This is a genomic window from Plesiomonas sp. ZOR0011 (genome assembly GCF_000800945.1).
In the GTDB taxonomy this organism is placed as follows: domain Bacteria; phylum Pseudomonadota; class Gammaproteobacteria; order Enterobacterales; family CAMTGL01; genus Plesiomonas; species Plesiomonas shigelloides.
On record NZ_JRKB01000035.1, the window covers coordinates 97109 to 115761 of the forward strand.

An 18653-nucleotide genomic window follows, 5' to 3' on the forward strand; every position below is an offset into this window, starting at 1 on the left:
TACTTATTGGTGGTATGTAGAGAAGAAACGCCCCAGTTTACCGATCGCCATCTCCAACTCATCCACACGCGGTAGCGTGACGATCCGGAAATGATCGGGATGCGGCCAATTAAAGCCGGTTCCCTGAACCAGCAGCACTTTTTCTTGCAGCAGCAGGTCGAGTACCATTTTTTGGTCGTTACGGATATTAAATTTCTTCTGATCCAGTTTCGGAAACATATACAGCGCGCCCATTGGCTTGACGCAGGAGATCCCCGGGATCTCGTTGATCAGCTCCCACGCACGGTTACGCTGTTCGTACAGGCGACCACCCGGATGGATAAATTCGTTGATGCTCTGATAACCACCAATAGCGGTTTGAATGGCGTGTTGCATCGGCACGTTCGCACACAAACGCATCGAGGCCAGCATCTCTAAGCCTTCGATATAGCTCTTAGCGTGCTTTTTCGGGCCGTGCAGTACCATCCAACCTTGGCGAAAACCGGCCACGCGGTAGGTTTTGGACAATCCGTTAAAGGTAACGGTCAGCAGATCCGGCGCTAAGGCTGCGATCGAGTGGTGTACCGCATGGTCGTACAGGATCTTGTCGTAAATTTCATCGGCAAAGATCACGAGGTTATGTTGGCGCGCAATTTCCACGACCTCGAGCAGCAATTCTTTGCTGTAAACCGCACCGGTAGGGTTATTGGGGTTGATGATCACAATCCCCTTGGTGCGCGGGGTGATTTTACGTTTGATATCGTCTAAATCAGGGAACCAGCCGGCTTCTTCATCGCACATGTAGTGCACGGCAGAGCCGCCGGAGAGGGAAACTGCTGCTGTCCACAGCGGATAATCAGGCGCTGGCACCAGAATTTCGTCGCCATTATTCAGCAAGGCCTGCATCGCCATCACAATCAGCTCGGAAACCCCGTTACCGATATAGATGTCTTCCACGGTGGCGTCCATCATGTTGCGCTTTTGATAGTGCTGCATGATGGCTTTACGAGCGGAATATAATCCTTTGGAGTCTGAGTAGCCTTGCGCGGTAGGCAGATTGCGAATCACATCGACCAAAATTTCATCGGGCGCTTCAAAACCAAAAGGCGCGGGGTTGCCGATATTCAGCTTGAGAATTTTGTTGCCTTCTTCTTCTAAGCGTTTGGCTTCTTTTAATACCGGGCCGCGGATGTCATAGCAAACGTTATCGAGTTTTGTAGACTTATTGAGAGTATGCATAGTAAGGCGCGCCACTGTTTTAAATATAAAGAGAGATACTCCAGCACTTTACTCTGTGGGCGGCAGCGGCGAAAGCTAACTGGTTGATTTCAGAGCAACGCTCTGTATGTGGCGCGGCTGGCGGCGCATAGATAACTATTAAGCGTTACTAATTGGTATTTTATTGTGCTAAATGGCAATAAAATAGATTAAAATTATGACTTTGAATAAGTCTGTGTGACCACGGTCGTTGAAACTGGCCGTTTGGCGTTACAATATGGCTGTTTTGTGATGACTCTCCATGGATCAAAATGAAAATCAGGAGAGCGAAAATAACCAGAGTAAGTGGATTGCTTACGCGTGAGGTTACTTTGAACCTGCTTGATGAACTGATGCCCAGACTGCGTCAGCTGTTTTGTGGCCCGGCGGATAACGCCGTACCGGATGTCACCCATTCCGATTCTTCCTCTGCGGCGTTACCGGATTCTCCCGGTATCCGGCAATTTACGTTCTCCATGCTACGCCGAGATGCTGGCAAATTACTTGACTGGTTGTCAGCTCAGCCGCTGTTTCCCAAATTCTACTGGTTGCACCGTGATGGCTCTGAAGAGGTCGCCGCGCTGGGGCAAGTGCGCGTGTTTAATCGCCCTGATGCGGTCAGTGAGTTTTTACAGGCACAGAGCGAACCACTGCGCGTGTGGGGCGGTACAGCATTTGATGGCTTGCAAGCGCGTAGCCATGGCTGTTTGAGCGGCTGGTTTTTCTTGCCGCGCTTTGAACTGCGCCAGACCACCAAAGGGGCGTGGTTAACCATTAACCTGCATAGCCACACTTCGCTGCGAGAAGATGGCCTGCAAGCGTGGCAACAGCTGTGTCAGCTGGTGGCGTCGAGAGCGCTGAATTTGCCGGATGTGACGGTGGAGCAAGCGCGCCATGCGCCCGATAAAGCGGGCTGGTTTGCGCTGATCCGCAAATCTCTGGCGGCAATTGAGGCGCGTGAGTTTGATAAAGTGGTGTTAGCGCGTAAAACCACGCTGACGCTGGATAAGCCGGTGGCGCCAGCTGAATTGCTGGCCGCCAGTCGCCGTGTGAATCACCGCTGTTTCCATTTTATGTTGGCGCTGGATGACAGCCACGGTTTTGTTGGCTCCAGCCCCGAGCGTTTGTTTCGCCGCAGTGGTCAGACGCTGTACACCGAAGCGCTGGCTGGGACGGTGTCGCGTACTGGGGATGATATTCAGGATCATCAGCTGGCTCAGTGGCTGCTTTCCGATAAGAAAAATCAGCACGAAAATCTACTGGTAGTGGAAGATATCTGTTCACGTTTAAGCGGACATGTGGATAATCTAGATGTTTTGCCTGCAGAGGTGTTGGCACTGCGTAAAGTGCAGCATCTGCGGCGACGGATCACCGCCCAATTACGGCAAGCCGATGATGCCCAGTGTTTGACTTGGTTGCATCCAACCGCCGCGGTCGCGGGATTACCGCGTGAGCCGGCGCGGCGCTTTATTCACGAACATGAGCCTTTTGAGCGCGGCTGGTATGCCGGCTCTGTTGGGCACATCTCCCGTGAGCGCGCGGAGTTTACCGTGGCTATCCGTTCGGCGTTGATCCAACAAAACCAAGTTCATTTATTTGCCGGGGCTGGAATTGTCCCCGGCTCTGACCCAGAAGCTGAGTGGCAGGAGATTGAGCGCAAAGCCGCCGGCCTGCGCACTTTGCTGGAGCCCGACTATGTCAACAAGTGCCTTTAATCGTCGCTGGGCGGGGGTAGTGCTGGAAGCGATTACCCGTCAGGGGGTTCGCCATGTCTGTATTGCCCCTGGTTCCCGCTCAACACCGCTGACGCTGGAAGCGGCCGCGCATGCCAAATTGACTTGCCACACCCATTTTGATGAGCGTGGTTTAGGACATATGGCGCTCGGTATGGCAAAGGCGTTAAATCAGCCGGTTGCGGTTATCGTGACCTCCGGAACGGCGGTGGCCAATTTGTATCCGGCTCTGATTGAAGCCGGTTTGACCAAAGAGAAACTGGTGTTGCTGACGGCAGACCGTCCGCCAGAGCTGGTGGATTGTGGCGCGAATCAAGCGATTCGTCAGCCGGGTATGTTTGCCGAGCATCCGTGTGTCAGCCTGAGTTTGCCACGTCCTACGCCGGATATTCCGGTGCGTTGGCTGCTATCCGAGTTGGATACCGCGATGCATCGTCAGGCGCAAGAGGGCGGCGCAGTGCATGTGAACTGCCCGTTTGCCGAGCCGCTGTACGGCAATGACACCAGCTTGTACCAAGAGTGGATGCAGCCGGTGGCCGATTGGCTGGGCGGTGATGCCCCATGGTTAACTTTCCGTCATCCGCAAGCATCCGTCGAAACTGATCCGCATTGGGATACCCTGTGCAAGCGCAAAGGGGTGATTGTCGCCGGACAAATGGCGCCCGAAGAAGGGGCCGCCGTCGCGGCGTGGGCACAGCGTTTGGGCTGGCCGTTGATCACTGACGTGCAATCCGGCGTATCGCCGATGCTGCCGTATGCCGATTTGTGGCTGAGTAACCCGCATGCGCTAGAGCGTTTGGCTGAGGCGGAGATTGTCATCCAACTGGGTGGCCGCTTTATCTCCAAACGGGTGTGCCAGTGGCTGGAAAGTCTGTGTGTACAAGAGTATTGGGTGGTAGCGCCGCATAGCGAGCGTTTAGATCCGTATCATCACCGTAGCCGCCGGATTTGCGCCGGTATTGCCGATTGGGTTCGTGCCCATCCCGCTGAAGGGCAACGTAAGCCGTGGGCGATTGAGTTGCCGGCGTTGGCGCGTTTTGCCCATACCCAAGTGCAAAAACACTTGGGCTCCAAGCTGTGTGAAGCCTCGATCGCGCACCACTTGAATAAAATTCTGCCGCCAGATGGCCAAGTTTTCTTAGGTAACAGCCTGATTGTGCGTTTGATTGATGCGCTGGGCACCTTGCCTGAAAATTACCCGACCTACAGCAATCGCGGTGCCAGTGGCATTGATGGCTTGATCTCAACCGCGGCAGGCGTTGCCAAGGCCGGTGGTAAGCCAACACTGGCGATCGTCGGTGATACCTCGGCGTTGTACGATCTGAACTCGATGGCGCTGCTGCGTAATCTCGGCGTGCCGTTTGTGCTGATCGTGATTAATAACAACGGTGGGGCTATCTTTGATCTATTACCTGCGCCGGAAGCAGAGCGTGAACGTTTCTACCGCATGCCGCATGGGCTAGATTTTTCCCATGCTGCCGCCATGTTTGGGATGGCGTATGCTCGCCCGTACACCTGGGCTGATGTGGGAACCGCGCTGCGTCAGGCGTATGTGAAAAATGGTGCCATGCTGATGGAGCTGAAAGTTGCCGACAGCGAGGGCGCTGAAACCCTGCGGACATTACTGCAACAGGTGCGAGATGCCGTTATCAGTTAAAACTCAATCAGTTGAAGCGCAAGTGTCACCTCAGAATTCATCAACCTTGCACTGTGTCCGCCGTGGTGACACGGCGCTGAGTGAACAAGGCAAACCGTGGCTGGTTTGGCTGCATGGTTTTCTCGGCAATGGTGATGATTGGCAAGCGGTGACAGGTCAATTGGCCGACTATCCGCTGCTGACTGTTGACCTGCCGGGACACGGCGGTTCAACTGGATTTAGCGTGCGTTCGATGGCCGAAGTGAATCGCCTGCTGACGGCGACACTGGCAGCGCAAGGCATTCACGATTATTGGCTGATTGGCTATTCCATGGGCGGGCGCATTGCGGCCTACCATGCGACGCAAACGGCCAATGGCCAGCCGCCGCAAGGTCTGCGTGGGTTGATTTTGGAAGGTGCGCATCCGGGCCTGCCGCAAGAAGAGCAGTGTCTGGGCCGTTGGTACCACGACCGGCGTTGGGCAGAGCGTTTTCGCCGTGAACCGTTGGCCGATGTGCTGCGCGACTGGTATCGCCAACCGGTGTTTGCCGATTTGAATCCAACGCAACGCAGTGAGTTGCAACAACGCCGTGCGGCCAATGATGGCCGAGCGTTAGCCATGATGCTGGAAGGCTCCTCCTTAGGGCGTCAGCCACAAATGGGCCAGCCGCTGCGCGATCTGCCGTTGCCATTCCACTATCTGTGTGGTGAGACTGACTTGAAGTTCGTTACCTTGGCGCGTCAGCACGGTTATCCGCTCGCGCTGATCCCGCAGGCTGGACACAATGCTCATTACGGCAATCCAACCGCTTATGCGGCGCAGATCCGAGCGATTTTAGCGCAAGCGTCTGCGACCGAGCGTGCATCAACGCCGCCGTCAGCAGAAACCGCTGACGCCCGTTGAACTGAAATTTCACGCACCATTTTAGCTGTTCGACTCTGAACGCTGACGGTGCGGTTTTTTATGCTTTTATCCACTTATTTTTTCATTACTTACAGGACATAGCCCGATGCTTTATCCGAGCGAAGAAGAACTGTACGCCCCGATTGAATGGCAGGACTGCAGCGCAGACTACACTGACATCCTGTACCAAAAATCTGCTGACGGGATCGCTAAGATCACTATCAACCGCCCAGAAGTGCGTAACGCGTTCCGTCCACAGACTGTGAAAGAGATGCTGCAAGCACTGGCTGATGCGCGTTATGACGACAACGTCGGTGTGATTGTGCTGACCGGTCAGGGCGACAAAGCGTTCTGCGCTGGCGGCGACCAGAAGATCCGTGGCGACTACGGTGGCTACCGTGATGATTCCGGCGTGCATCACCTGAACGTGCTGGATTTCCAGCGCCAGATCCGTACCTGTCCAAAGCCGGTGGTGGCGATGGTAGCCGGTTACGCAGTGGGTGGCGGTCACGTGCTGCACATGATGTGTGACCTGACGATTGCGGCTGAAAATGCCCAATTTGGTCAAACTGGCCCGAAAGTCGGCTCCTTCGACGGCGGCTGGGGTGCGTCTTACATGGCTCGCATCGTCGGCCAGAAAAAAGCGCGCGAAATTTGGTTCCTGTGCCGTATGTACGATGCGCAGCAAGCGCTGGACATGGGTCTGGTGAACACTGTTGTTCCTCTGGAGCAGCTGGAGCGTGAAACCGTGCGCTGGTGCCGTGAAATGCTGCGTAACAGCCCGATGGCTCTGCGTTGCCTGAAAGCGGCGTTGAACGCTGACTGTGATGGCCAAGCGGGTCTGCAAGAGCTGGCAGGTAATGCCACTATGCTGTTCTACATGACTGAAGAAGGTCAGGAAGGACGCAACGCTTTCAATGAGAAGCGTCAGCCAGATTTCAGCAAATTCAAACGTAATCCGTAATTTAGAATAATTATTCCTATTATGAGAACCGCGACTCTGTACCGTTACAGCCTGCCGATGGAGGCAGGCATCGGCCTTCGCAACCGTCCACTTAAGACGCGCGAAGGCTTGATTTTGCATGTGCAGCAGGATGAGCGCGAAGGCTGGGGCGAAATCGCCCCGCTACCGTATTTCAGCACCGAAACGCTGGCACAAGCGCAAGAAGAGACTCAAGCGTGGCTGACTGCGTGGTTGGCGGGTGAAACACCGGCTGAGCCACAGTGGCCATCGGTTGCCTTTGGCACTAGCTGTGCGCTGGCCGAGCTGGATGGCTCGCTGCCACAGGCCGGTGATTACCGCACCGTGCCATTGTGCTCGGGCGATCCAGACGATCTGTTTGCCGCATTGAACGCGATGCCGGGTGAGAAGATCGCGAAGGTCAAAGTCGGGCTGTATGAATCGGTGCGCGACGGCATGATTGTGAATATGCTGCTCGAAGCGCTGCCAGATCTGAAACTGCGTTTAGATGCCAATCGTGCTTGGACTCGTGCTAAAGCCGAGGGCTTTGCTAAGTATGTGAATCCGGATTACCGTCCGCGCATTCAGTTCTTGGAAGAGCCATGCAAAACCCCGCAAGAAAGCCTCGATTATGCGCAGTACACCGGCATCAATATCGCGTGGGATGAAACTGTGCGTGATGAAGGCTTTGAGGTGCAAGCGCAAGACGGCGTGTCGGCGATTGTGATCAAGCCTACGCTGGTGGGCAGCCTGCAACGTTGCCAGATGCTGGTTGAACAAGCGCATGCTGCCGGTCTGATTGCTGTCATCAGTTCATCGATTGAGTCAAGCTTAGGCTTAACGCAGTTGGCGCGGGTGGCCGCTTGGCTGACGCCGGACACCATGCCGGGCTTGGATACGCTGTCGATGATGCAAGCACAAGTGTTGCGTCCGTGGCCAGACAACGCGCTACCGCTGTGGTCAGTGAGTCAGCTGGAAAAAGTCTGGCCGTGTTAAGCGATCTGCCGGTGATGGACGTGTGTCCGTGGCGCTACTGGGCAACACACTCGCCACAGGCGGTGGCACTGCGCACTGAGTCTGACACCTTAAGCTGGCAACAGCTGGCGCACTGTGTGGCACAGCGTGCGGCCTATTTGGCTGAATGCGGCGTGTCAGAAGGCTGCGCGGTGGCGCTGATTGGGCGTAATAGTCCGGCGCTGCTGCTCAACTATCTGGCCGTGATTGAATGCGGTGCGCGCGTGGTGCCGGTGAATCCACAGCTGCCGCGTGAGCGACAAGTGGCGCTGTGCGCGGCGTTGGATGTCCGATTTGGCATTGCAATGCCCGCTATCGATGGTGAGATGAACGCTGAGTCGGCGGTCGTCGATGCTTTTGACTCTGCCGGCGTGGAGATGTTGACGGCTCCGCTGCTCTTTAGCGTGCAGCTGTTTAGCGTTGATGCAGAGCACAGAGCTTCGTCAGCGGCTAATAACGCGTTGGAAGTCAGCCCTTTTGTCGCTGCTGCCCCAGTGGCGTGGGACGCGACGCGTCCGGCGACCGTGACCTTGACCTCCGGCTCTGGCGGCCTACCGAAAGGCGTGGTGCATTCGGCGGCGTGCCATTTGGCCAGTGCCGATGGGCTGCTGCAGATGTTGCCATTTACCGCGCATGACAGCTGGTTGCTCAGTTTGCCGCTGTTCCATGTCTCCGGGCAGGGGATTGTCTGGCGCTGGTTGCTGCGTGGCGCGACCTTGGTGTGTCGTCCACTGCGTGATTTAGCGCAGGCGCTACAGGGCTGTAGCCATGCCTCTTTAGTGCCGACCCAACTGTACCGCTTGTTGCAGCAACCGCAGTCGCTGCCATCGTTGCGGCAAGTGTTGCTGGGCGGCGCGGTGATCCCCGTAGCATTGACGCAGCAAGCGCAAGCGGCGGGGATCCACTGCTGGTGCGGTTACGGCATGACCGAAATGGCCTCGACGGTGACGGCGAAAGCAGCAGACAGTCGCTCTGGCGTGGGGCTATGCCTGCCACGCCGTGAGCTGTGTTTGCGCGACGAAGAAGTGTGGGTGCGTGGTGCGCCACTGGCGCTGGGGTACTGGCGCGATGGGGCTTTGCAGCCACTGACGAACGACCAAGGCTGGTTTGCCACTCGCGATCGCGGCTGTATGCGCGACGGCGAGTTGGTAATTTTAGGTCGCCTTGATAACTTGTTTATCAGTGGCGGCGAAAATATCCAGCCAGAGCAAATCGAGCGTGGATTGGCGCTGCATCCGCAGGTGCTGCAGGCGTTTGTTCTGCCGGTTGCGGATGCGGAGTTTGGGCAGCGACCGGTGGCGGTGTTGCAACTTAATCCTTCGTCGGATACGGCGTGTGATGCCAGCGCGGTGGCAGATGAGCTACGGTCGTGGGCGAAAATGCATCTGGCGGGATTTCAGCGTCCGCTGCACTATTTTTGCTTACCCGACGGCTTTGGCGGCGGCGGCATTAAAATTGCGCGTAAAGCGGTTGCTGATTGGCTAGCAAGTGGTCCACCGCCGCTGTAATACGTGGTGTATCCGGCTAAAACAGTGAGCGGAGTATGGCTGCAACTGTAGCGAACAATACCGAAAAAAACGGCAGGAATTCCTGCCGTTTTTTATCATTCGTCATCCGCCCGTTTATAGATATTCGGGTCATGAATTTCCATAAAACTTTGTGGCCGCGCCAGTGGCTCAAAACCGTACTTGTTGTACAGTGCGTGCGCATCGCTGGTGGTCAGCACAAAGCGACGTAATCCTTGCAAATCAGGGTGCTCCATCACCGCTTCTAGCATCGAACCGGCAATACCTTGTCCGCGGCAACTCTCTACCACAAACACATCACACAGATATGCAAAGGTGGCGTAGTCAGAAATGACGCGGCAAAAACCAACCTGCTCATCACCTTTTAGTGCCGTAAAACATAGCGAGTGATCCAATCCGCGCAGCAGGGTTTCCCGTGGAATACGGCGCGCCCAACCACTTTGGCCAGACAAAAATTGATAGACCAGCTCATCATCCACATCTTTACGCTGATCGGAAATGTGTATCTCTTGCATGCTCATACTCCGTGGGCTGGTTCGCCTATAGAGTGAGCATATCTTAATTACCGCAGATATACAGGGGGATAGGGGGTAAATTTGTTTATCTGTATCGCAAAATATTACAGGGAATTCAGCTGATTATATGAACATCACTGCATGACGGAGCGTGATGTTTTTCCGGTTGTGGCGCACGATTTATGCGCTATTATGCATTTTCCTTGCATGAAAATTTTAATATTCAGAGGGAAAAGTTACATTTCTCCGCTCGTCTACGGCAGAGAAAACCGTTAAAAACAGGAAAAACTGTATGGTTGATCAGAACATAAGGAAACGTGGAATGTCGTCGTGTTCACCTTCGCTGCAATGGAAAGCCTGCACCTTTGCCGAGCTCTCCTCCACTGAACTCTACCAGTTGTTACAGTTACGAGCGGAAGTCTTCGTGGTGGAGCAAGCCTGTGCTTATCAAGATATTGATGGGTTGGATTTGCTGCCGCAGACTTACCATGTGCTGGGTTATGACGGTGAAACACTGGCCGCTTACTTGCGCATTATGGCGCCGGGTACGGTAGGCCATGGTGAGTTGGATTCATCCATGCCGGTGATTGGTCGTGTGATTACCCGCGCGCCATACCGTGGCAAAGGCATTGGTCATGATTTGATCCAGCAAGGCATCATGTTGTGTGAACAGCACTGGCCGGGCGCGTCTATCCACCTGAGTGCGCAAGCTCACCTGCAAGGCTATTACGGTCAGCACGGGTTTGAGGCATGCGGGGAAGGGTATTTGGAAGACGGTATTCCGCATATCGGCATGAACCGATTAGGGCACTAAGCTAGACAATCGCTTCGTTTTTTATCACCGGCATCAGTAGAACTCAGCTTATCCGGCGTTGCGCTCTAAGGTGATGACGCGTTTGTCGGTGATGAAAATTAAACCAACAGCTATTTTGTGAGCAACTTCACTGTTGAAAGTTTACGCATCCCGTGCGTAGGGAAAATAAATTTATGTGATCGATCTCTCTTTATTGCGTTATAAATCTCCCTATCCCCTATAAAAAGTGTGATTTAGGACTCGACCAATGGCTGCCAGTCGCTATAATGGCGCCCTCTTATTGGTAGGGCAACTTATTGCACATCTCGTTGTTTGTATTCCTTCGGGTGCATGCAGATAACCAGCCGCAACGCTGCGCTACCAGACAGAGTGAACAAAAGTAATTCCAGCGTCTGACAGCCCATATCAAAAATCAATCAGACAGTCAGCGCTGAAACCAAGAACCTTTTTCGCAGAGGTTGAAACACGGCGATAACAGCTGCTGGAACAGCGGTTGCAGACAATATCAGGCTCATCTCTGAGCAATTTTCCAATGGATGGTTATTTTGCTGCCCCTTGCTTAGGCAGGGCACAACTGTATGTGTTTTTTATCGCACTCTGGCTCACGTTGTAGCTTGAATCGTTTCAACCTACTGATAACGTTTTTTTATAAATACTTTGAAGATAAACCTATGGATCACACAGTAGCGAAACAAGCAACGACTCAAGGCGCCAATGCGGCGACCATGAAGTGGAATAAAAGTGACATCACTTGGATGCTGGGCCTGTACGGTACGGCGGTAGGTGCAGGTACATTGTTCCTGCCTATCGAAGCCGGTATCGGTGGTATCTGGCCTCTGCTGGTGATGGCGATTCTGGCTCTGCCAATGACCTTCTTTGCACACCGTGCGCTGTGCCGCTTCGTACTGTCTGGCTCTGGCCGTCAGGGCGACGACATCACTGAAGTGGTAGAAGAGCACTTCGGCTCAACTGCCGGTTACCTGATCACCTTCCTGTATTTCTTCGCGATCTACCCGATCCTGTTGGTATACAGCGTGGCGATCACTAATACCGTTGAAAGCTTCATGCTGAACCAGCTGCACATGACCCCACCTCCGCGTGCGATCCTGTCTCTGGTCCTGATCGTGGGCCTGATGGCGATTGTTGCCTGTGGTGAAAAGCTGATCGTCAAAGCTATGAGCGTACTGGTATTCCCATTTGTGGCAGTACTGGTGCTGATGTCTCTGTTCCTGATCCCAGAGTGGAACACTGCCATTTTCCATTATGTGCCAGCGGGCGGTAACGGTATCGGCAACGTGCTGAAAACCCTGTGGCTGGTGATCCCAGTGATGGTGTTCTCTTTCAACCACTCACCAATCATCTCTTCTTTTGCCGTAGAGCAAAAGCAGCAGTACGGTGAAATGGCTGATGCCAAGAGCTCACGCATCCTGATGATGAGCCACATCATGATGGTGATCACTGTTATGTTCTTCGTATTCAGCTGTGTGCTGAGCCTGTCTCCAGCTGAGCTGGCGCAAGCGAAGGCAGATAACATCTCTATCCTGTCTTACTTGGCGAACAAGTTCCAGAACCCGCTGATCGCGTATCTGGCACCAATGATTGCCTTTGTTGCTATCACCAAATCTTTCCTGGGTCACTACTTGGGCACCCGCGAAGGTCTGAACGGTCTGATCCTGAAAGCTGCGCGTCGTAAGGGTAAAACTGTAGGTATCAATACTCTGAACCGCATCACCGCAGTGTTCATTCTGCTGACCACTTGGGCTGTTGCAACGTGGAACCCAAGCATCCTGCACATCATTGAAATGCTGGGTGGCCCGGTAATCGCTCTGCTGCTGTTCATCATGCCAATGTATGCAGTACGCAAAGTACCAGCCATGAAGAAATATGCTGGCGCGCCAAGCAACATCTTCGTGACCTTTATCGGTTGTGTGGCTATCTCCGCAATCTTCTACACCCTGTTCCATTAATGCATTTTGGCTGCCGCCACTGCTGTGAAAGTGGTTCGGAAGTCAGCAAGTTGAACAGTGTGAACAACGGCATCCTACGGGGTGCCGTTTTTTTTGCTTATGATTTCGTCTCGGCACTCTGCTGCTATTTAGCAAGTAAGAGAGAGCAGAGCCAATCTCACTAAAAACAAGGCAGCCAAGAACATGAGAGACAAAGGCAAGAAAAACAGAGATACCAACATCAAAGAGTAAGAGAACAAACAGCCAGAGCACACAGCAAGATAATACTGGCAGGGATAGGGAAGGTTCCGTAGGCACCCACATCGCCAGTAGCCGCGGCATGTTGCTTGCAAAGAATAGGGAAAGACCAAAGCGCACGATAAGAGAGGGATGAGATGCCGCACAGCAAAAGCAAATCCGGCCATCGACCACTATGCAATATTATGCAGCATGGCGCCGATGACCGGATTCAGTGCTTATAGAGATAGCCTCTAGGGCACAATGTAACAATACCGCGTGATGCGAGTTCACGCTATCCGCTGAATTAGCCCGCGACCGGAGGCAACCAACCGAAGGTAGATGCCAGCTGAACGGCGATAATCACGATACCGGTAGTAAACACCACCACCAGACCCGCAACGCCACCTACCACACGGTAACCATGCGCATGCTGACTACGAGTCTTCCACGCCATCGCCGCTGGTAACAACAGTGCCAGTACCGCCAGTGCAATTGCCGCATAACCCAGCGCCATGACAAAGCCTTGTGGATAGAACAGGGCAAAAATCAGTGGCGGAGTAAAGGTCAGAACCCCCGTTTGTAAACGGCCACCGACGGAATCAGTACGGCGGAACGCATCGGCCAGAAAATCAAACATCCCCAGCGTCACGCCCAAGAATGAGGTCGCCAGCGCCATATCGGCAAAAACGCGTACCGCGACATCCACTTTCGGATTCGCCACCACCCGATCGACGGCTTGCATCAGACCGGTCAGGTTTGGATTCTCCGCCAAAATGCTGCCCATCGCAGATTGGCTGATGGAGCCGTGAGTCGCCAGTTGCCACAGAATATAGGCAAACAGCGGGATCGCACTGCCGATAATCAGCACCACACGCAGTTTGCGTGTATCACCATCTAAGTAACGCACCAGACTCGGAATGCTACCGTGGAAACCAAACGAGGTGAAAATCACCGGAATAGCGGAGAGCACCAGCCCTTGTTGCAGGGGCATAGCCAGCAGATTTGGGCCTTCCACATGTGGCAGCATCAGCGCCAGCATCAGGATCAGCGCCAGCACTTTAATCGAGAACAGCACGCGGTTCAGCGCATCGACTGCGCGTGTGCTGATGCAGACTGCGCCACCGAGCAGTAGCGTAAACAGCAAAGTACCTTGTAGTGGGCTGATCTCAAGGCTCGCCCAACGCTGCAGGTTGTGTGACAGCTGACCGCCGCCACCGGTGATATAAGCCGCAATCAACGCATACATCAGAAAGGCCATGCTGCCACTGGCAATCCAGCGACCAGCAGCGCCAAAGCACTGCTCCGCCAGCGATCCCAGACCGGCATTGGCTGCGGAATATTGATGCACTTCCAGCAACATTAACGCGCTGTAACACATCAATGCCCACAGGGCCACCATCATAATAAAGGTGGCACCAAATCCAATCCCCGCGGACGCCAGCGGCATAGCCAACATACCGGCGCCGATGGTTGTTCCGGCAACAATCAAAATGCTGCCCAACAAGCGACTTTTCACTGTAAAACTCCGTTAGTTATTCTCGTTTTCATATTTAACCGGCGACTGCCGGTAGCCATCCGCTGGCGGTAGCAAGCTGTACCACAATCACAAAGACACCCAGCGTAGCGACTAAAATCAGACCGGCGGTTCCCCCCATCACACGGTAGGTACTGTTGCCCGCGCGACGCGCTTTCCAAACCATCGCAGCCGGCAGCAGCAGCGCCAGAATGGCCAGCGGAATTGCCGCGTAACCCAGCGCCATAATGAAGCCTTGCGGATAAAACAGGGCAAACAGCACCGGTGGAATAAAGGTCAGTAAACCAGTTTGCATCCGACCGGAAGGGCGGTTGTTGCGGCGCGTGGCATCAGCCAGAAAATCAAACAGTGCTAGTGACACGCCAAGGAATGAGGTCGCCAGTGCCATATCGGCAAAAATGCGCACTGCCATATCCACACTGCGGTTTTGCACCACCGAGTCGACGGTTTGCATCAAACCGCTCAGCGTCGGATTAACCTCAAGGATGTGGGTGAACGCTTCTTGGCTGATGGCGCCGTGTGTAGCCAGTTGCCACAGAATATAAATCACCAGCGGAATGGCGCTACCAGTAATAAATACAAACCGCAGTTTCGCAGCATCACCGTCTAAGTAGCGCACCAAGGTAGTGGTGCAGATATGAAAACCGAACGAGGTGAAAAAGACCGGCAAAGCAGACAGCAGAAGCAGATTTTGTACCGGCATCGCCGTCAGGTTTTGGCCTTCTACGTGCGGGATCAGCAGCAGCAGTACCAGCGCCAGCGCCACCAATTTGATGCTGAACAAGATGCGGTTAAACGAGTCGACCAAACGGGTGCTGATACACACCGCGCCACCTAACAGTAGCGTAAACAGCAGCGCACCTTGCACCGGTGTTAATTGCAGGCCAAACCAGCGCTCTAAGTTGTGCATCAACTGGCCACCACCGCCAGTCACATAGGCTGCGGTCAGGGCATACATTAAAAACAACATGCTGAAACTGATTAACCAGCGCCCTGGCTTACCCAGATAACGCTCGGCTAACACACTCAGCGCAGGAATGTCCGGCGCTGACAAATGCACTTCCACCAACATCAAGGCGCTATAGCACATCAATGCCCACAGAGCGAACATCATAAACAGAGTAGGGATAAAGCCGATCCCGGCGGAAGCTAACGGCATGGCCAGCATGCCAGCCCCAATCGTAATCCCTGCGACAATAAGAACGCTACCTAAAACCCGGCTTTTCACTGGCAACTCCGTATGGATGTCAATTGAACGGTAGGTTAAAAAACAGACAAAATGTTTTTGTATATGTGTTTTAACTGCTATTTAACATTAAAAGGCTAAATTTAATCTGCCTGTCTGGATTAATGGCAAACTAATGTTCTGCAGATTAAATAAGAAGCGCGCCGCTGTCAAATCCGGTTTGCAGTGTAATTATATGTTTACATGTTGGTGTTTTTAGGCAGGATTTGAGGAAAATTTTCGCGCAGTAAAAAATTTCAGTGTAAATAAAACAATACAAATTTGGCTATTGCTAATGAAAAGCCATAAAGCCATGCTTAGTTAGATAAATACGCTATTATTTAGCCGAGTTAACAGAACTAAAGTGAATTTTTTGTTTTTTATTAGGCGGTTAAGATAGAACTCTGACAAAAATGGGCTGAAACATGTCAGGATGCCTAGTCTAAGGGAAGCGAGCAAAGCATGAGCACGCCGTTGAGAGTTGAAATGATCAGTACCGGCAACGAAGTGTTGCACGGCGAAATTATAGACAGTAACGCGGCGTGGCTGGCGCAAACGCTGTACCAAGCCGGTTTGCCTTTGGCTTACCGCAGTACAGTGGGTGATGATATCAATGCGCTGGTAAGTTGTTTTTTAGCGCGTAGCCATGAAGCCGATATTGTGATTGTCAACGGCGGTTTAGGGCCGACGTGCGACGATCTCAGTGCTGAAGCGGCAGCACGTGCCTTTAATCAACCCTTGGTGCTCAATCACCCTTGGCTGGAGCGTTTGCGTCAACGCTACGAAAAATCGGGCCGTCCGATGCCTGATTCCAACCGCAAGCAGGCATTGTTACCGCAACATGCGCTGTTGGTGGATAATCCGGTGGGCACGGCCTGTGGCTTTATGCTGACGTTGCCGCAATGCGTCATGTTCTTTACTCCCGGTGTCCCGCAAGAATTTAAAGTGATGGTCGAGCAGCAAATTCTGCCGATTATTCAGCAACGCTTTAATCTGCCGCCTGCGCCGATTTGCCTGCGTGTCACCTCATTTGGCCTCAGTGAAAGTGGGATCGCCGATCGCCTGCAACACTTGGATGTTCCGCCCGATGTGATGCTTGGTTATCGCTCGGCGATGCCGTTTATCGAAATCAAAGTCTCCGGTCCCGCCACGCGGCATAACCATATGCTGCGTTTGATGAACCAAATTTCCGACATTCTGGATGACAACATTGTTTTTTCTGGTGAAGGCTCGTTACCCGAGCAGTTAGGGGATTTCCTCGCTTTAAGCAAAATCACCCTATCGCTGTCAGAAACCTTTACTGGTGGCGTGGTCGCTGCCACGTTGCAAGATGATAAACGCACGGCACTGGCTTTACGGCAGGGCTGGGTGATTGGGCAAACCGATCAGCGTCTGCCGGATAACCAGAAACTGCTGGGGCATGCGATTGCGATGGCCGAAGCGTGCCGTGAACGCACTGGCGCGGATGTCGGGCTAGCAACCTCACGCATTTTGGTGGTGGATAACCATATCGAAGTGGCGGTCGCACTGGCCGATAAACGCAACGAGTACGGACAGCGCGTCCGGCTGCGGGTGCGTCATGCGTCAGAGCAGCGTGTCGTGGTGACTACCTTGTTGCTGGATATGCTGCGTCGCTATTTGGAAGCGCGCGAAATTTTCGGCACCTATGAATGGATTGAGCCGCAAGAAGTGCTGACAATCCCCAAAGGGGATGTTCAGGCTTAACATCAAACGTCTGGATGCTAGGCGTGACTCACTGTACACAAATCTGGCGATGAACGGCTCTAACCGTGCACGGATAATGTGTTGAGCTCAGTGGCTGGCAGTTCGCTGTCTGCGGTGCTCTCGGCATCCGCGTAAAGGCCGATGTGAAGGTCGGTTTGTGGTACGCAGCAGCATGGCAGAATTTCATCTTCGCCGATGAACGCCAGTGGCGTTGTGAGATAGCGCACTTGGCCTTGATATAACCGAGTTCGACATGCGCCGCAAAACCCTGCGCGGCACTGCGATTCCACCGGCTGACGGTGCAATGCCAAGGTTTCTAGCAAGGTCATATTACCTTGATGCGGGATCGAGAAGAGGGCATGACCTGCCGGATGTGCAGACTGGTTTGCTGAGCGTTCCGATGGGTGAGAGTCCTGCGCCCGTGGGCGCAGGACAATGTGCAGTTTCAGCATGCGATCACAGCTCGAAGCCACCTAAGTCTTCATCGCTGACTTCGGAGTCAATCTGACCAACTAAGTACGAGCTAACTTCCACTTCTTGTGGCGCTACTTGCACGTTGTCGGATACTAACCAGCTGTTGATCCATGGGATCGGGTTTGAACGCGCTGGGAATGGCATGATCAAACCAACCGCTTGCATACGAATGTTGGTGATGTACTCAACGTACTGGCACAGGATGTCTTTGTTCAGGCCAATCATCGAGCCGTCTTTGAACAGGTACTCGGCCCAACGTTTTTCTTGCTCCGCGGCTTCCAAGAACAGGTTAAAGCACTCCGCTTCACATTCTGCAGCAATCTCCGCCATCTCAGGATCATCACGGCCACTGCGCATCAGGTTAATGATGTGCTGGGTACCGGTCAGGTGCAGTGCTTCATCGCGGGCAATCATCTTAATGATCTTGGCATTACCTTCCATCAGCTCGCGCTCAGCGAACGCAAACGAGCAGGCAAAGCTGACATAGAAGCGGATCGCTTCCAGCGCGTTCACGCTCATCAGGCACAAATACAGGGTCTTTTTCAGCGCGCGCAGGCTGACGGTATGGGTCACGCCATTAATGGTGTGGGTACCTTCACCCAGCAAATGGTACAGGTTGCTGTCGTGGATCAGCTTATCGTAGAACGATGAAATATCGGTGGCGCGCTTCAAAATCTCTTCGTTAACCACGATATCGTCGAACACCACTGACGGGTCATTCACGATATTACGGATGATATGGGTGTAGGAGCGAGAGTGAATGGTCTCAGAGAATGACCATGTCTCGATCCAGGTTTCCAGCTCAGGGATAGAAACCAGCGGCAACAGTGCCACGTTCGGGCTACGGCCTTGAATGGAGTCCAGCAGCGTCTGATATTTCAGGTTGCTGATGAAGATATGTTTTTCGTGATCGGGCAGAGCCTGATAATCGATGCGGTCACGGGACACATCCACTTCTTCTGGACGCCAGAAGAACGACAGCTGCTTTTCAATCAGACGCTCGAAAATCTCGTGCTTTTGCTGATCGTAGCGGGCCACGTTAACCGGCTGACCGAAAAACATCGGTTCCAGCAGCTGATTGTTTTTGTGTTGACTGAAAGTGGTGTAAGCCATGAGAAAAATACCTTTGTACGGAAACAACCGCCGATGCTTATTACTCGCACCGGCGGC

15 protein-coding genes are annotated in these 18653 nt (G+C 53.5%); 9 read left to right on the forward strand and 6 right to left on the reverse strand.

Annotated elements, in window-relative coordinates; all coding sequences use genetic code 11:
• Window positions 1-3: 3 nt before the first annotated feature.
• The gene (locus L975_RS06705) at window positions 4-1218 is read right to left on the reverse strand and encodes a pyridoxal phosphate-dependent aminotransferase (protein ID WP_010864057.1); all 1215 of its coding nucleotides are present in this window, start codon (window positions 1216-1218) and stop codon (window positions 4-6) included.
• A gap of 371 nt (window positions 1219-1589) precedes the next feature.
• On the opposite strand from L975_RS06705, the gene menF reads away from it, so the two are divergent.
• From menF to menE, 6 genes are all read left to right on the forward strand, one after another.
• Window positions 1590-2951, forward strand: coding sequence for an isochorismate synthase MenF (gene menF, locus L975_RS06710; protein ID WP_081995630.1), 1362 nt, complete (start codon window positions 1590-1592; stop codon window positions 2949-2951).
• Window positions 2932-4626 (forward strand): 2-succinyl-5-enolpyruvyl-6-hydroxy-3-cyclohexene-1-carboxylic-acid synthase, encoded by a 1695-nt coding sequence (gene menD, locus L975_RS06715; RefSeq protein WP_047707832.1) that lies wholly within the window; start codon window positions 2932-2934, stop codon window positions 4624-4626. The genes menF and menD overlap by 20 nt, the downstream gene beginning before the upstream one ends.
• Window positions 4610-5509 carry a 2-succinyl-6-hydroxy-2,4-cyclohexadiene-1-carboxylate synthase gene (gene menH, locus L975_RS06720; protein WP_072033025.1) on the forward strand — a complete coding sequence of 300 codons (900 nt, stop codon included), beginning with the start codon at window positions 4610-4612 and terminating at the stop codon, window positions 5507-5509. The genes menD and menH overlap by 17 nt, the downstream gene beginning before the upstream one ends.
• Window positions 5510-5615: 106 nt before the next feature.
• The gene (gene menB, locus L975_RS06725; protein WP_010864053.1) at window positions 5616-6473 is read left to right on the forward strand and encodes a 1,4-dihydroxy-2-naphthoyl-CoA synthase; all 858 of its coding nucleotides are present in this window, start codon (window positions 5616-5618) and stop codon (window positions 6471-6473) included.
• Window positions 6474-6494: 21 nt separating this feature from the next.
• Window positions 6495-7466, forward strand: coding sequence for an o-succinylbenzoate synthase (menC, locus tag L975_RS06730; protein WP_047707834.1), 972 nt, complete (start codon window positions 6495-6497; stop codon window positions 7464-7466).
• A 14-nt stretch (window positions 7467-7480) separates the two neighbouring features.
• Complete coding sequence (menE, locus tag L975_RS06735; protein ID WP_052181324.1) at window positions 7481-8992, forward strand: o-succinylbenzoate--CoA ligase; 1512 nt, start codon at window positions 7481-7483, stop codon at window positions 8990-8992.
• Between the two features lie 95 nt (window positions 8993-9087).
• Here the strand turns inward: menE and L975_RS06740 are convergent, their stop codons facing one another.
• Window positions 9088-9525, reverse strand: a complete 438-nt coding sequence (locus L975_RS06740) for a GNAT family N-acetyltransferase (protein ID WP_010864049.1) — start codon at window positions 9523-9525, stop codon at window positions 9088-9090.
• Between the two features lie 322 nt (window positions 9526-9847).
• Between L975_RS06740 and L975_RS06745 the strand changes: the two genes are divergently transcribed.
• Window positions 9848-10339 carry a GNAT family N-acetyltransferase gene (locus L975_RS06745; protein ID WP_052181318.1) on the forward strand — a complete coding sequence of 164 codons (492 nt, stop codon included), beginning with the start codon at window positions 9848-9850 and terminating at the stop codon, window positions 10337-10339.
• A gap of 671 nt (window positions 10340-11010) precedes the next feature.
• Window positions 11011-12306: a serine/threonine transporter gene (locus tag L975_RS06750; protein ID WP_047707889.1), complete on the forward strand. Its 1296-nt coding sequence runs from the start codon at window positions 11011-11013 to the stop codon at window positions 12304-12306.
• Window positions 12307-12829: 523 nt separating this feature from the next.
• Here the strand turns inward: L975_RS06750 and tyrP (L975_RS06755) are convergent.
• Both tyrP (L975_RS06755) and tyrP (L975_RS06760) read right to left on the reverse strand, forming a co-directional pair.
• Window positions 12830-14041: a tyrosine transporter TyrP gene (tyrP, locus tag L975_RS06755; protein ID WP_047707837.1), complete on the reverse strand. Its 1212-nt coding sequence runs from the start codon at window positions 14039-14041 to the stop codon at window positions 12830-12832.
• Window positions 14042-14075: 34 nt separating this feature from the next.
• The gene (gene tyrP, locus L975_RS06760; protein ID WP_039045657.1) at window positions 14076-15287 is read right to left on the reverse strand and encodes a tyrosine transporter TyrP; all 1212 of its coding nucleotides are present in this window, start codon (window positions 15285-15287) and stop codon (window positions 14076-14078) included.
• A gap of 459 nt (window positions 15288-15746) precedes the next feature.
• Between tyrP (L975_RS06760) and L975_RS06765 the strand changes: the two genes are divergently transcribed.
• Window positions 15747-17009 (forward strand): CinA family nicotinamide mononucleotide deamidase-related protein, encoded by a 1263-nt coding sequence (locus tag L975_RS06765; RefSeq protein ID WP_047707839.1) that lies wholly within the window; start codon window positions 15747-15749, stop codon window positions 17007-17009.
• 59 nt (window positions 17010-17068) lie between these two features.
• Here the strand turns inward: L975_RS06765 and yfaE are convergent, their stop codons facing one another.
• Together yfaE and nrdB are read right to left on the reverse strand one after the other, a co-directional pair.
• On the reverse strand, window positions 17069-17461 hold the full coding sequence (yfaE, locus tag L975_RS06770) for a class I ribonucleotide reductase maintenance protein YfaE (protein WP_072033026.1): 393 nt from the start codon (window positions 17459-17461) through the stop codon (window positions 17069-17071).
• Between the two features lie 4 nt (window positions 17462-17465).
• Entirely contained in the window at window positions 17466-18596 is a 1131-nt protein-coding gene (gene nrdB / locus L975_RS06775) for a class Ia ribonucleoside-diphosphate reductase subunit beta (protein WP_010864042.1), read from the reverse strand.
• Window positions 18597-18653: the final 57 nt, after the last annotated feature.